Origin of the sequence: Paraclostridium bifermentans, assembly GCF_019916025.1 — a bacterium.
GTDB lineage: Bacteria > Bacillota > Clostridia > Peptostreptococcales > Peptostreptococcaceae > Paraclostridium > Paraclostridium bifermentans.
Genome location: NZ_CP079737.1, coordinates 2,838,602 through 2,852,068, shown reverse-complemented (window position 1 = coordinate 2,852,068; position 13,467 = coordinate 2,838,602). Strand labels below are relative to the sequence as shown.

Sequence of the window (13,467 nt, the reverse complement as noted above, 5' to 3'; positions counted from 1 at the left end):
TAATAAATAGTTTTTTGATACAATAAAACAAAACTATTTAAATTTCGTTGAAGGATAATAATCTGATTTATAGAATTGAATAAAAAGTATCATTTTTAAATTCGATAGGAGGGGGAAGCTAATGATAAATTTTTCTTTAGACAATAAAAACTTAAAAGTTGAGTTTTTAAGTAAAGAGTTAGACCATCATATTGCAAATGAAGTAAGAGAAGAGATTGATTATGTTATACAAGATAAGCAAATCAAGAATATAGTTTTTGATTTTAAAAATATGAATTTTATGGATTCTTCAGGTATTGGAGTAGTTATTGGTAGATACAAAAAAATATCTAGTGAGGGTGGAAAGGTAGCTGTAATTAATTTAAATTCAAGAGTAAAAAAGATTTTTGATTTATCTGGAATGAATAAGATCATACAAATTCATGACACTTATGAAGATGCTTTAAGTTCTTTTTTAGGAGGCGTTGCAAATGAATAATATTGTGGAAGTAAAATTTTCGGCAAGATCAGAAAATGAAAGTTTTGCAAGGGTAATAGTTGCATCATTTGCAGCTAAGTTAGATCCTACATTAGATGAAATTGCAGATATAAAAACTGCGGTATCTGAAGCTGTAACTAATTCAATAATACATGGATATGATGAAGATGAAACTAAATTTGTTAATATAAGATGTGAAATAGAAGATAGAGAAATAACTATCACAGTAGAAGACACTGGAAATGGTATAGAAGATTTAGATATGGCCATGCAGCCATTGTATACATCGAAACCTGAATTAGAAAGATCTGGTATGGGATTTACCGTTATGGAAAGTTTCATGGATAAAGTAACTGTTTCTTCTAAAAAGGGCGAGGGAACTAAAGTTATTATGAAAAAGAAAATAGATTCATCTAATATAGAATAGAGGTTTTGTTATGGGGATAACTGCCAATAAAGAAGAAAGAAAGGGATTGCTTAGTCATGAGGAGACTTTAAGATTAATACATCTTGTACAAAATGGGGATGAAGAAGCAAAAGAAATACTGATAGAGAGTAATTTAGGGTTAGTTAGAAGTGTTGTATCTAAATTTTTAAATATAGGGTATGAAAGAGATGATTTATTTCAATTAGGGTCAATAGGACTTATAAAATCAATTTATAAATTTGATCCTAAATTTAATGTTAAATTCTCTACATATGCAGTACCTATGATTTTAGGAGAAATAAAAAGATATTTAAGAGATGATGGAATGATAAAAGTCTCGAGATCTTTAAAACAAGTAGCAATAAAAGCTAAAACTCAGACTGAAGTTCTGACTAAAAAATTAGGAAGAGAACCTACTATAGAGGAAGTAGCAAAAGTTGTAGGAGTAGATAAAGAAGAATTGGTTATGGCATTAGAATCAAATTTCTCTGTGGAATATTTACATGGAGTAATACATGAAGAAGAAGGAGCACCTATATGCCTAATTGATAAAATAAGTCTAAAAGGTGAAGATGAAGAAGATAAAGTTATAGATAATCTTTTATTAAAAGAGGTATTGGGAAAATTAGATAAAAGAGAAAGACAGATTATAATGCTTAGGTACTTTGAAGATAAGACTCAAAGTGAAATAGGAGAACTTTTAAATATATCTCAAGTACAAGTTTCTAGAATAGAGAAAAAAGTATTATCAAAACTAAAGACTTATATAGGATAAAAATAAACCCTTAAATTAAGGGTTTATTTTTTTTGTTTTGTTAAATAATAACAATATATAGCTTGATTAAATAGGAGGTCAGAATATGGATAAAAATTACAAAGAATATGTTGATAAAATAAGTCCTAAACCTACATATGCAAAAAATTATATATTAGCATTTATAGTAGGTGGAGTAATTTGTGTAATTGGACAGGCTATAAATGATGTTTATATGAATTTTGGACTAGATAAATTGAAAGCAGCTGGAGCAACATCTATGACTTTGATTTTTGTAGGTGCATTTTTAACAGGGTTAGGAGTGTATGACTTAATTGGCAAAAGAGCAGGAGCTGGATCTATTATTCCAATAACTGGATTTGCAAATTCTATAGTATCACCCGCTATGGAGTACAAAAGAGAAGGATATGTAATGGGTGTTGGAGCAAATTTATTTAAGATTGCAGGGCCTGTTTTAGTTTATGGAATAGGTTCATCTGTGTTATGTGGGTTAATATACTACATAATAAAATTTGTCATATAGAAAGGGGATATATAGGTGGCTAGAAATAGGATAGGAAAAAGGACTATTAAATTAGAGAATGGACCAACTATAATATCTACATCATCAATAGTGGGACCTAAAGAAGCGAATGGGCCTCTTAAAGAATATTTTGATATGAAGCTAGACGATGATTTGTTTGGAGAAAAAAGTTGGGAATTTGCAGAAAGCAAGATGGTTCAAACAGTTATAGAAAACGCCATAAAAAATGGAAATAAGTCTGTAGATGATATAGATTATATGATTGCTGGTGATTTATTAAATCAGCTTTTATCAACATCATTTGCAGCTAGGGAAGTAAACATACCATTTTTAGGAGTTTATGGAGCATGTTCTACAATGGCGCTGTCTTTATCATTAGGGTCGATGTTAGTTGATGGAGGATTTGCTGACTTAGTAGTTGCAGCGACATCAAGTCATTACTGTACTGCCGAAAGACAATTTAGATTTCCATTAGAATTAGGAAATCAAAAACCGATGACGGCACAATGGACAGTTACAGGATCTGGTTGCTCTTTGATATCTAGCAATGGAGAAGGACCAAAGGTTAAGTATATAACAATAGGAAAGGTAATTGATAAAGGGATAAGTGACGCAAATAACATGGGTGCAGCTATGGCTCCAGCTGCTATAGACACGATATACTCTTACTTTGTAGATACAAAAGATGATCCAAATAGTTTTGACATGATTGCAACAGGTGATTTAGGTAAATTAGGTATGCAAATAACTATAGACTTATTAAAAGAAAAAGGATTAGATATATCTAAAGTTTATACTGATTGTGGAGTAGAAATTTTTAATTTAGATGATCAAGATGTTCATTGTGGTGGAAGTGGATGTGGATGTTCAGCATCTGTTTTCAATGGATATATTTATAAAATGTTAAAATCTAAAAAATTTAATAAGGTTATGTTAGTTTCAACAGGGGCATTATTATCACCCACAAGTACATTGCAAAAAGAGAGCATACCTAGTGTAGCTCATGCTGTAGTTATAGAAAATGAATAGGAGGTGTAAGAAGTGCTTATAGAGTATCTTAAAGTGTTTTTAGTAGGCGGAACTATATGTTTAATTGCTCAGGTATTAATGGACTACTTTAAATTACAAACACCATATGTAATGGTTACTTATGTAACAAGTGGAGTAATATTAAGCTTTTTAGGTGTATATCAGCCTATTGTAGAGTTTGGAGGTTCTGGAGCAACTGTTCCTATAATAGGGTTTGGATATTCTTTATATAATGGAGTTGTTAAAGCAATAGAACAAGATGGATTTATGGGTATTTTTACAGGTGGTATAACTGCAACTGCAGGAGGCATAACAGCAGCTATATTTTTTGGATATATAATGGCCGTTGTATTTACCCCAAAGGCTAAGCCATAAAATAAAAAGAACTATATGAGATTTAACTCATATAGTTCTTTTTTTATGCAGCTGGTTTAGCTGCTGTATTAGGTTTTTGAGTGGTTTGAGTAGGTGAAGTTTGGTTGTTATTACCTTGTTGAGGCGGAGTAGGAGTTACCTCAGTACCACCACCTGTTGTTCCTCCACCGGTACCTGTACCTGGATTAGTTCCAGTACCACCACCTGTATTTCCACCGCCAGCTCCTGGGTTAGTACCAGTACCTGGATTATTATTTTCGTTACCACCAGTATTGTTGCCATTATTTCCATTATCTCCAGGATTAGGGTTTTCTGGAGTTGGATTTTCTGGAGAAGGAGTTTCCGTTTCAGGTTTATTCTCTTCTTCTGCAGGAGGCGTTGTAGTCTCTGGTGGCGGTGTATAAGAAGAATGAGTAGTAGGTATGTGTCCTTTTATGAAAGCAGCCATACCAGCGTTATAAGCTCCTTTAGGAACTATACTACCATTCAATAAGTTTATATTGTAAAATTCTATATTACTTGCTTTTTTAAAATCAATTGGGTCAAGGCCATCATGTACTTTATCCATTACTTTAGACCATAATTTAGCAGAAGTTCCACTTCCGTGTGATACACCTCTACGAGGGATAGTTTCTTTTGTAGTTGGATCAATTCTATAGTCATCACCTATATAAGTAGCACCTACATAATAAGGTGTGTATCCAACAAACCAAGCATCTTTGTTATCATTAGTTGTACCAGTTTTACCAGCTACAGGCATATCACCAAATTTAGCAGCTCCACCAATACCTTCTGTAATAACAGCTTTAAGCATATCTGTAAGAACATATGCAACTTCAGGGTCTACAACTTTATGTTCTTCTGGAGTGTTTTGTATTAACACTTGACCATCTGATGATTCAACTGTTGTAAATGTTATAGGTTCAACATAAGTTCCCCCATTAGCTAAAGTTCCATAAGCCGCAGCCATATCAAGTGGAGAAGCTCCTTTTGTCATACCGCCTAGAGTAAGAGCAGGGAATGTTCTATCAGCTCCACCAGGACCATCTTTTAAATCAGATAATCCGAAGTTCTTTAGGTAATCAAGCATAACGTCAACACTTTCATTGTAAGTTGAACCAAGTTGTTCAGCTACTTTTATTGCTATTGTATTTGATGAATAAGCTAAAGCTTTACGCATTGTCATATCACCAGATCCAGATGTAGTAGTTTTAGGGTTCCATTTATTATTTTCTTTGAATTTATATCCGCCACGTGCATCGCTAAATGTGTCTGCTTGATTCATTCCGTTATCAATGGCTGGAGTATAAACTGATAATGGTTTTATAGTAGAACCAGGTTGATGTGGTTCAGTAGCTCTATTTAAAACTTTTCTAGCTTTGATTTCTCTACCACCAATTAAAGCTTTTATTTTACCTGTTCTATAATCTAAAACTACCATGGCAGCTTGAGGTTGAGGAATTCCATCAGGTCCAATTTCAGTACCTGGGAAGTTACCTCTATTATTAAATTCAGTTTCTAAGTCACTTTGCATATTTTTATCTATAGTAGTACGTATTTTTAGACCACCATTAAAGTACAATGTATTAGCTTCAGTTTCAGTATATCCTTGAGTTATAAGACTATTTATAACATCAGTTTCTATAAGGTCTTCAACTGACGAAGCTGGTTTTTTAGATGGTTTAGGTAATTGTATATTTATTTGCTCTGCAACAGCTTTGTCATGTTCTTCTTGAGTTAAGTAACCAAGTTCTAACATTTTCATTAAAACTGTTTCTTGTCTTTTTTTAGCATTAGGGTTTAACTCGACTTTTCTGCAAACCATATTACCTTTTTTTAATTCTCTAAAAGTATCATCATCAGGTATAAGACCCCAGTCATAAAGTTTATTAACCATATCTGATTCTACTTTAGTAGGTTCATCAAAACCATCACTCTTTAAATAGAATTTTAATTTTCCTTTTAATTCGTCTTTAGTTTCATTACCTGTTAATTTTGCAGTGTTATAAGCTGCATATTTATTAGGATTTTGAGTTATACCAACAATCATAGCTGATTCCGCAACTGAAAGATCTTTAGCATGTTTATTAAAGTATGCATTTGCAGCAGCTTCAACACCTATAGCACCTCTTCCAAAGTATGCACTATTTAAATAAAGTTCTAAAACTTCATTCTTGTTAAGTGTCTTATCCATTTCTAAAGCATAGTAAATATCTTTAATTTTACGGACAACAGACACTTCACTAGAAGTAAGTAAGTTTTTAGAAACCTGCATATCTAGAGTACTTCCTCCAGGAGAAGAAGATGTAAATATATTTATAAGAGTGGCTTTAGCAAGCCCTTTAAAATCTACACCATTATGATCATAAAATCTTTCATCTTCTATAGATACAAGTGCATGTTGAAGATGAGCTGGCATATCTTTTATAGATATAGGAATCTTTTTATTATCTGTCGGAGGATTTCCCATTAAAGATCCATCACTATATAAAAGTTCTGTAACTGTATTAACTTTTTTATCAAGAGCAGCTTTTGTCACAGGCTCTACGTCTTTTAAGGCTACAAATACTAGTGCAGTTGAAACTGCAACTCCTAATACCAACATAACTAAAAGTGTAACACCTACAGTTCTAAATATTTTAAACTTATCCTTTTTTGAAGATTTAGAAATACTTTTAGTTTTTTGACTACTGTTTTTAGTCGATTTCCTCGACGAGGCAGTAGGTTTAGTACTAGAGGAGCTAACTTTTTTTCTACGTATTTTGTTTTTGTCATTGTTATCATTTCCCATGAAATTAACCTCCTTACTATAAGAATATATTATATCATATATGCGAATAATTTTGTATTTTATAGATAAAAATGAATATTATGTAATTAATTAGTCGTGGTGTTAGTTGGCTATTTGAATTTAACATTTAACTATGATACAATATTAATTATTTTTAACTAAGTATAAAAAAAATATGTGTGAGGTGTACATATGATTGAAATAAATGAGCAATTGAAGATAATTAAAAAAGGGGCAGCTGAAATAATCTCTGAAGAAGATATTGTTAAAAAGTTAGAAAAATCGGCAAAAGAAAATAAGCCATTAACAATAAAGTTAGGATTAGATCCTTCTGCGCCAGATATTCACTTAGGACATACTGTTGTTTTAAGAAAAATGAAAGCATTCCAAGATTTAGGACATCAAGTAGTTATAATAATAGGTGATGCAACAGGTATGATAGGAGATCCAACTGGAAAGTCAGCTGTTAGAAAGCAACTATCTCATGACCAAGTTTTAGAAAATGCAAGAACATATCAAGAGCAAATATTTAAAATATTAGACAGAGAAAAAACAATAGTAAAATTCAATAGCGAGTGGTTACAAACTATGAATTTCATGGATGTTGCTAACTTAGCATCTAAGTATACTGTTGCGAGAATGTTAGAAAGAGATGATTTCAAGAAAAGATTTGCTTCAAATCAATCTATATCAATACATGAATTTTTCTATCCATTAATGCAAGGATATGATTCAGTAGCAATAAAAGCTGATATAGAAATGGGAGGAACAGACCAAAAGTTTAATATATTAATGGGACGAACTCTTCAAAAAGAGTATGATCAACAGCCTCAGATTGCTTTATTAATGCCTATAATAGAAGGTACTGATGGAGTTAAGAAGATGAGCAAATCACTAGGCAATTATATTGGTATAAGCGAAGCTCCTAATGATATGTATGGAAAAACAATGTCTATTCCAGATGAATTAATAATAAGATATTTTGAGTTAGTTACAGATGAACATCCTGACTCAATAGAAGCTATGAAGTCTGATATAGAACAAGATAAAGTAAATCCAAGAGACTTAAAAATGAAATTAGCTAAAGAAGTTGTAAAACTATACCATGGAGAAGAAAAAGCATTAGAAGCAGAGCAATATTTTAAATCTGTATTCCAAAAAAAGAATATTCCAGATGATATAGCTGAAATGGGAGTTTCTATGGAAGAGGCTGAAGAAGGTTTATTCTTTATACCAAAGATAGTTACAGGATTAAAGCTTTCTCCATCTACAAGTGAATCTAGAAGATTATTAAAGCAAGGTGGAATAAAGCTTAATGGTGAAAAAGTTGAAAATGACAAAATAGCTTTACAAACTGGAGATATAATACAAGTAGGAAAAAGAAAATTTGCAAAAATAATAATTAACAAGTAATTATAAGCCCTCCTTACATAATATAGTAAGGGGGGCTTTTTATGAAAAAAATATTAGTTCAAAGAAGAAAACAAAAAATTAAAAAGAATATAATAATGTTTATAATAATATTTTTAATATCTACATTAATAGGAACATTTGTATACATAGATAATAAATTGAGACCAACTATTACGGTTATAGCAGAAACAAAAGCAGAAGAACTTGCTAATAAATCTATAAATAAAGCTGTTGCAAGTGTTATAGATAATAGCGTTAAGTATGAAGATTTAATAAATGTAAAGACTGGAGAAAATGGTAAAATAACAATGATGCAAGCTAATTCTATAGCTATGAATGAAATAGCTTCACAAGTTGCACTAGAAATACAATCAGAAATGAAAAAAATTAAAACAACGTCCACGTATATACCTATAGGAACTGCTCTTGGAAGTCCGCTTTTAGCAAAGTATGGTCCTAAAATAAAAGTATCTATAGAACCTATAGGAAATGTATATGTAGACTTTGGAACTGATTTTGAGTCTTCAGGAATAAATCAAACAAGGCATAGAATATACTTAAAAGCAAAAACACAAGTAAAAGTAGTAGTACCGCTTACAACATCTACTAAAGAAGTTAAAACTCAAATTCCTATATGCGAAACTGTAATTGTAGGAGATGTTCCACAAAGCTATGTAAATGTTCCAGAGAAAGATATAGTTAATGTAATGCCTAATAAAAACATAAATAAATCAAATTAATTAAATTAAAAGAGGGAGATTATTCTCCCTCTAACATCCAACCTATATATACTCCATATCCAGTAGACGGGTTATTTTCAATTGCATGAGATACGGCACCTATAATTTTATCATCTTGTATTATTGGGGTACCACTCATACCTTGAACTATACCTCCAGTTAATTGTAATAGTTCTTTATCTACAATTTCTATTTTAAAAGTTTTTGATTCAGGACTTCTTTGTTTCTTTATATTTAATATATTAATTTCATATTCTGTAGGCTCTCCATTTGAAGTTTGTAAAAGAATTGAAGCTTTTCCAGTTTTAACTTCTCCTAATTGAGCAACTTTATATTGTTTAAATTTTGATAAATCTAGCTTATGAACAGTTCCTTTTATTCCGAAATTAGAGTTATCTTTAAAATCTCCTATAAATTCATTTTTTTCGCCATTTATACATCCTACAGTCCCTTTGTATGATTTATCTATTGTTAAATTAGAGGTTGAAGATATATATCCATTTTTAATAGGTAAATTTTTATTAAATCCGACACTTATAGGATGAGCAACTGCTCCAAAATTATTGTTCTGTGGATTTACATATGTCAAAGTAGCAAATCCAGATACTATATTATTGAAATTTATTTTTTCCAAAATTTCTTTACTAGTATCAATATCTAACTTTTCGTTATTTCTTAATACTTTGACCTTAACATTTTCATTTTCTGATAATGTATTTAACAAACTAGAAAAATCTGAATAATTATTTATCTCATTATTATTTATTGATATTAATGAATCTCCTACTTTAAATGAAGAATCAGTAAAATTATTTCTAACCATAAGATATTGTAATTCAGCATCTATTTGCGTTATGTTACCAATAGGTATTAAATAATTAGAATCATTTTTTGTTGTAGGTTCTGAATAAATAAATCCTATTGACAGAAAATATATTAAAAATGTTGTTAAAAAACACTTTTTTAGATTCATTAAAACACCTTCTTTCTGATAGAGTCTGTGATGATTAATGGTGCTTCTTTAATATTAGATTGTGCAGGATAAAAATTTTAATCCGTAGAAAACAGACACAATAAAACCATTGTTTTCAAAATATAAAAATAATCACCTAAAATTAAGTATTTTAGGTGATTTAAACTTTTTTATATTTTTTTCTTTTTTTTATCTTAGGTTTAGATCTAGAACCACTTGTAGCAGGTATTGGAGGGACAAAGGTAGTTTCATCATTATCAGAGTCTGAATCTGGAGAACAACCTTGTTTAACTGAAGCTATTAAAGCAAGCTCATCTGAAAAAGTAGCAAAAAAACTGGCGAGTATATTTAAATCAGTTGCATTTACTTCTTCAGCAACAGCTATAGCTAAACTAGATGCTAAAACTATATAATCTACATACCCAAAGCGGCAAAGTCTAGACTTATCATTGTTGCTTCTATTTACTTTAGACATATTAACCTCCAAAATCGTGTATATAAAATGTATATGAGACTATTTAAATACAAACAACTATAAAATAAATTAATTGTAATTAGCATTAACTTACATAAAAACAAAGCCTATTGTTTAAATTATATATATACTTTACTAGAGAGAGGAGATAGACATGAAAAATTATAGACTTTTTATAGTTGCTATAATAGCTATAGGCGTTATATTTATAGGAACATCAAACCCAGCAAAAAATTTATATAAATCTACCAATTTTATAAGCAAAAACAATATAACTGAAGAAGAAGAAAATAAAAAAGATGATGATAATAAACGAGTTAAAAATAATAGTGAATACACAATATGTATAGACCCAGGGCATCAAGAAAAAGGAGATCCTAATTTAGAGCCAGTGGCTCCTGGATCAAGTTCTAAAAAAGCTAGAGTTTCATCTGGAGCAACTGGAGTAGCAACTAAAAAACCTGAATACAAGCTAAACCTTGAGGCATCAATCGTTTTGAAGCATATTTTAGAAAATAAAGGTTATAATGTTGTAATGACAAGAGAGCGTCATGATATAAATATAAGTAATGCAGAAAGAGCTATATTAGCTAACGACAAAAATGCAGATATGGTTATACGAGTTCACGCGGATAGTTTAGATAATTCCGGAAAAACTGGTGCATCTATTTTGATTCCTCAAAAAGATGGACAATATACATCTAAAATTTTTGAAGAAAGTAATAAGTGTGCATTGAATATAAAAGATGCATTAATAAAAGAAAACATACAATTAAATGGAATATTTGAAAGAAATGATTTAACTGGATTTAATTGGTCTAAAGTTCCTGTAGTTCTAATAGAAATGGGGTTTATGAGTAATTATAATGAAGACCTGATGATGTCTAACCCTGAATATCAAAGAAAAATGATGCAAAGTGTAGCAGATGGATTAGAAACATACTTAAAAGATACAGAAAATAGGAATTAAAAATAAATATAAAGGTTAACAAATATTAAAAAAAGTAATATATTGTTAATATCGAAATAAAATTTAGGTTGTAAATTCAACTATCAGGTGATTATGATGAGAAAAAGAATAGAAAATGTTTATGGAAAAGCTTTAACAGGAACTTTTAAAGTAGTAAATCCAGTAAAAAAAAGTATAATAACTACAGATTGTGAAGTTCATATTTTTATACAAGCAAATGCATTAGAAATATTGAAAAATGAAGGATACATGACACAATATAAGTTTTTTAAAGCATATTTGCCTCAAATAAACAAAGGGTTAATATGGGCAGATCAGGATTTTAAAAGTTATCATCACTTTTATAATCCATATGTAAAAAGAGGAAAGTTTGGATATGAAGAGAATGCATTTACTTTAATAAATAAGTATTATAATAAAGCTTTAAAGTTTTTTGCATTAGATAAGTTTGAACTCAGTTTATTTTACTTTGGAGCAGCATGCCATGTACTTCAAGATTTAACTATACCTCAACATGCTAAAGGAAAGCTTTTAGACAATCATAGGCAATTTGAAGTGTATATAAAAAATAATTACATGTCTATACCAAGATTAAGAGCAAAAGATGGAATGATTCAAAAAAATAGTGTAGAAGAATATATTAATTATAATGCAACTCAAGCTATGAATTATGATAAAATGTATGAAAATGTAAATGATTTAAAAAATAAGTTTTATATGTTATCAACTAAATGTTTACCATTAGCACAAAAAACAACAGCTGGATTTTTGACAATGTTTTTTGATGATATATTTAGTAATGAATAAAGCCCTCTCTAACAAGAGGGCTTTATTCATTACTAAATATATGGTAAAATACATGAAAATATTTGTATTACTTGATTAGATTAAAAAAAGAAGATATTATGTTATAGATAATAAAATTAGAAGAGGTGTTTAGATGCTAGTTGTTGAAAATGTTAGCCATGGATTTGGTGGAAGAACTATACTTGAAAATGTGTCGTTTAGACTTAGAAAGGGCGAACATATTGCTCTTATCGGAGCAAATGGAGAAGGAAAATCTACATTTTTAAATATAATAACAAAAAAACTTATGCCAGATGCTGGAAATATAAAGTGGTCATCGAGAGTAACGGTAGGATACTTAGACCAACATACAGTATTAACAAAAGGAAAATCAATAAGAGAAGTTTTAAGAGATGCTTTTAAACCTATGTTTGACTTAGAACAAGAAATGATATCTATGTACGATAAAATGGGTGAAGCTGACGAAGATGAAATGACAAAGTTAATGGAAGGTACTGCAGAAATTCAAACTATTTTAGAAAATAGTGGTTTTTATATGATTGATGCAAAAATACAAGAAATTGCTAATGGATTAGGTCTTGGAGAAATAGGTCTGGATAAAGATGTAACGGATTTAAGTGGAGGTCAAAGAACTAAGGTTTTACTGACAAAGCTACTTTTAGAAAACCCTGTAATACTTATATTAGATGAGCCTACTAACTATTTAGACGTAGAACATATAGCTTGGTTAACAAGATATCTACAAGAATATGAAAATAGTTTTATATTAGTATCACATGATGTACCGTTCATAAATGATACATGTAATGTAATTTACCATATGGAAAACGGAGAACTTAATAGATATAAAGGAAACTATGATGAATTTGAAAGACTTAGAGATATAAAGAAAAGACAAGAAGAACAAGCTTATGACAAGCAAATAGAAGAAAGAAAGAGATTAGAAGACTTTGTTGCTAGAAACAAGGCTAGAGTTGCAACTCGTGGTATGGCAAACAGTAGACAAAAACAACTTGATAAAATGGAAATTTTAGAAAGACCAAAGGAAAAGATAAAGCCTACATTCAAATTTACGGAATCAAGAGCTTCTAGTCGATTCGTATTCACAACTGAAGATTTAGTATTAGGATATGATGAAGCACTAACAAAACCTCTTAACTTTACATTAGAGAGAAATCAAAAGATTGCTTTAAGAGGTATGAATGGGATAGGAAAGTCTACTCTTTTAAAAACTCTTTTAGGAATAATAAAGCCTTTTGATGGAAAAGTTGAGTTAGGTGATTATCTAGAAGTAGGATATTTTGAACAAGAAAGTTCAAGAGAAAACAGCAACACTCCAATGGATGAAATATGGGCAGAATACCCAGGTCTTACTAATTTTGAAGTAAGACAATCATTATCTAAGTGTGGACTTACAAACGATCATATAACAAGCCAAATGAGAGTTTTAAGTGGAGGAGAAGCTGCTAAAGTAAGATTATGTAAATTAATGTTAAAACAAATAAACTTTTTAGTTTTAGATGAGCCTACAAACCATTTAGATGTAGAAGCCAAAGATGAACTAAAAAAAGCTATAAGAGAATTTAAAGGAACTGTACTTTTAGTATCACATGAGCCTGAATTCTATGAAGATATAGTGGATGATGTATGGAATATAGAGGATTTCACAACTAAAATAGTATAATATAGGA

The 13,467-nt window shown here is 30.2% G+C and carries 14 protein-coding genes; 11 read left to right on the top strand and 3 right to left on the bottom strand.

From position 1 onward, the window contains the following. Positions 1-121: 121 nt before the first annotated feature. From spoIIAA to spoVAE, 6 genes are all read left to right on the top strand, one after another. Positions 122-478: an anti-sigma F factor antagonist gene (gene spoIIAA, locus KXZ80_RS13800; RefSeq protein WP_021431758.1), complete on the top strand. Its 357-nt coding sequence runs from the start codon at positions 122-124 to the stop codon at positions 476-478. Continuing rightward, entirely contained in the window at positions 471-905 is a 435-nt protein-coding gene (gene spoIIAB / locus KXZ80_RS13795; protein WP_021428483.1) for an anti-sigma F factor, read from the top strand. The genes spoIIAA and spoIIAB overlap by 8 nt, the downstream gene beginning before the upstream one ends. A gap of 10 nt (positions 906-915) precedes the next feature. Beyond that, on the top strand, positions 916-1,680 hold the full coding sequence (sigF, locus tag KXZ80_RS13790; protein ID WP_021431759.1) for an RNA polymerase sporulation sigma factor SigF: 765 nt from the start codon (positions 916-918) through the stop codon (positions 1,678-1,680). A gap of 85 nt (positions 1,681-1,765) precedes the next feature. Then, positions 1,766-2,203, top strand: coding sequence for a stage V sporulation protein AC (spoVAC, locus tag KXZ80_RS13785; RefSeq protein WP_021431760.1), 438 nt, complete (start codon positions 1,766-1,768; stop codon positions 2,201-2,203). 15 nt (positions 2,204-2,218) lie between these two features. Then, on the top strand, positions 2,219-3,232 hold the full coding sequence (spoVAD, locus tag KXZ80_RS13780) for a stage V sporulation protein AD (RefSeq protein ID WP_021431761.1): 1,014 nt from the start codon (positions 2,219-2,221) through the stop codon (positions 3,230-3,232). Positions 3,233-3,250: 18 nt separating this feature from the next. Beyond that, a complete protein-coding gene (spoVAE, locus tag KXZ80_RS13775) occupies positions 3,251-3,607 on the top strand; it encodes a stage V sporulation protein AE (protein ID WP_038284810.1) in 357 nt (118 codons plus the stop codon). A 43-nt stretch (positions 3,608-3,650) separates the two neighbouring features. On the opposite strand, the gene KXZ80_RS13770 is transcribed toward spoVAE, so the two are convergent. Further along, positions 3,651-6,398, bottom strand: a complete 2,748-nt coding sequence (locus KXZ80_RS13770) for a transglycosylase domain-containing protein (RefSeq protein WP_021431763.1) — start codon at positions 6,396-6,398, stop codon at positions 3,651-3,653. 192 nt (positions 6,399-6,590) lie between these two features. Here KXZ80_RS13770 and tyrS point away from each other — a divergent pair, with 192 nt between their 5' ends. Both tyrS and yunB read left to right on the top strand, forming a co-directional pair. Continuing rightward, on the top strand, positions 6,591-7,811 hold the full coding sequence (tyrS, locus tag KXZ80_RS13765) for a tyrosine--tRNA ligase (protein WP_021431764.1): 1,221 nt from the start codon (positions 6,591-6,593) through the stop codon (positions 7,809-7,811). A 41-nt stretch (positions 7,812-7,852) separates the two neighbouring features. Next, positions 7,853-8,551, top strand: coding sequence for a sporulation protein YunB (gene yunB / locus KXZ80_RS13760; protein WP_021431765.1), 699 nt, complete (start codon positions 7,853-7,855; stop codon positions 8,549-8,551). 19 nt (positions 8,552-8,570) lie between these two features. Here yunB and KXZ80_RS13755 read toward each other — a convergent pair whose 3' ends face one another. Beyond that, entirely contained in the window at positions 8,571-9,524 is a 954-nt protein-coding gene (locus tag KXZ80_RS13755) for a SpoIVB peptidase S55 domain-containing protein (RefSeq protein ID WP_021431766.1), read from the bottom strand. Positions 9,525-9,684: 160 nt separating this feature from the next. Next, the gene (locus tag KXZ80_RS13750; protein ID WP_021431767.1) at positions 9,685-9,999 is read right to left on the bottom strand and encodes a hypothetical protein; all 315 of its coding nucleotides are present in this window, start codon (positions 9,997-9,999) and stop codon (positions 9,685-9,687) included. Positions 10,000-10,153: 154 nt separating this feature from the next. On the opposite strand from KXZ80_RS13750, the gene KXZ80_RS13745 reads away from it, so the two are divergent. The 3 genes from KXZ80_RS13745 to abc-f all read left to right on the top strand — a co-directional run bounded on the left by KXZ80_RS13745 (position 10,154) and on the right by abc-f (position 13,460). Next, positions 10,154-10,969: an N-acetylmuramoyl-L-alanine amidase gene (locus KXZ80_RS13745; RefSeq protein WP_021431768.1), complete on the top strand. Its 816-nt coding sequence runs from the start codon at positions 10,154-10,156 to the stop codon at positions 10,967-10,969. A 96-nt stretch (positions 10,970-11,065) separates the two neighbouring features. Further along, the gene (locus tag KXZ80_RS13740) at positions 11,066-11,776 is read left to right on the top strand and encodes a zinc dependent phospholipase C family protein (protein ID WP_021428398.1); all 711 of its coding nucleotides are present in this window, start codon (positions 11,066-11,068) and stop codon (positions 11,774-11,776) included. Between the two features lie 133 nt (positions 11,777-11,909). After that, positions 11,910-13,460, top strand: a complete 1,551-nt coding sequence (gene abc-f, locus KXZ80_RS13735; protein WP_021428418.1) for a ribosomal protection-like ABC-F family protein — start codon at positions 11,910-11,912, stop codon at positions 13,458-13,460. The last annotated feature ends 7 nt before the right edge of the window (positions 13,461-13,467 follow it).

What these genes read in the sequence shown, in the direction of transcription:
- spoIIAA (WP_021431758.1), top strand. Translation starts at nt 122, where the DNA reads ATGATAAATTTTTCTTTAGACAATAAAAACTTAAAAGTTGAGTTTTTA.
- spoIIAB (WP_021428483.1), top strand. Translation starts at nt 471, where the DNA reads ATGAATAATATTGTGGAAGTAAAATTTTCGGCAAGATCAGAAAATGAA.
- sigF (WP_021431759.1), top strand. Translation starts at nt 916, where the DNA reads ATGGGGATAACTGCCAATAAAGAAGAAAGAAAGGGATTGCTTAGTCAT.
- spoVAC (WP_021431760.1), top strand. Translation starts at nt 1,766, where the DNA reads ATGGATAAAAATTACAAAGAATATGTTGATAAAATAAGTCCTAAACCT.
- KXZ80_RS13770 (WP_021431763.1), bottom strand. Translation starts at nt 6,398, where the DNA reads ATGGGAAATGATAACAATGACAAAAACAAAATACGTAGAAAAAAAGTT.
- tyrS (WP_021431764.1), top strand. Translation starts at nt 6,591, where the DNA reads ATGATTGAAATAAATGAGCAATTGAAGATAATTAAAAAAGGGGCAGCT.
- yunB (WP_021431765.1), top strand. Translation starts at nt 7,853, where the DNA reads ATGAAAAAAATATTAGTTCAAAGAAGAAAACAAAAAATTAAAAAGAAT.
- KXZ80_RS13755 (WP_021431766.1), bottom strand. Translation starts at nt 9,524, where the DNA reads ATGAATCTAAAAAAGTGTTTTTTAACAACATTTTTAATATATTTTCTG.
- KXZ80_RS13750 (WP_021431767.1), bottom strand. Translation starts at nt 9,999, where the DNA reads ATGTCTAAAGTAAATAGAAGCAACAATGATAAGTCTAGACTTTGCCGC.
- KXZ80_RS13745 (WP_021431768.1), top strand. Translation starts at nt 10,154, where the DNA reads ATGAAAAATTATAGACTTTTTATAGTTGCTATAATAGCTATAGGCGTT.
- KXZ80_RS13740 (WP_021428398.1), top strand. Translation starts at nt 11,066, where the DNA reads ATGAGAAAAAGAATAGAAAATGTTTATGGAAAAGCTTTAACAGGAACT.
- abc-f (WP_021428418.1), top strand. Translation starts at nt 11,910, where the DNA reads ATGCTAGTTGTTGAAAATGTTAGCCATGGATTTGGTGGAAGAACTATA.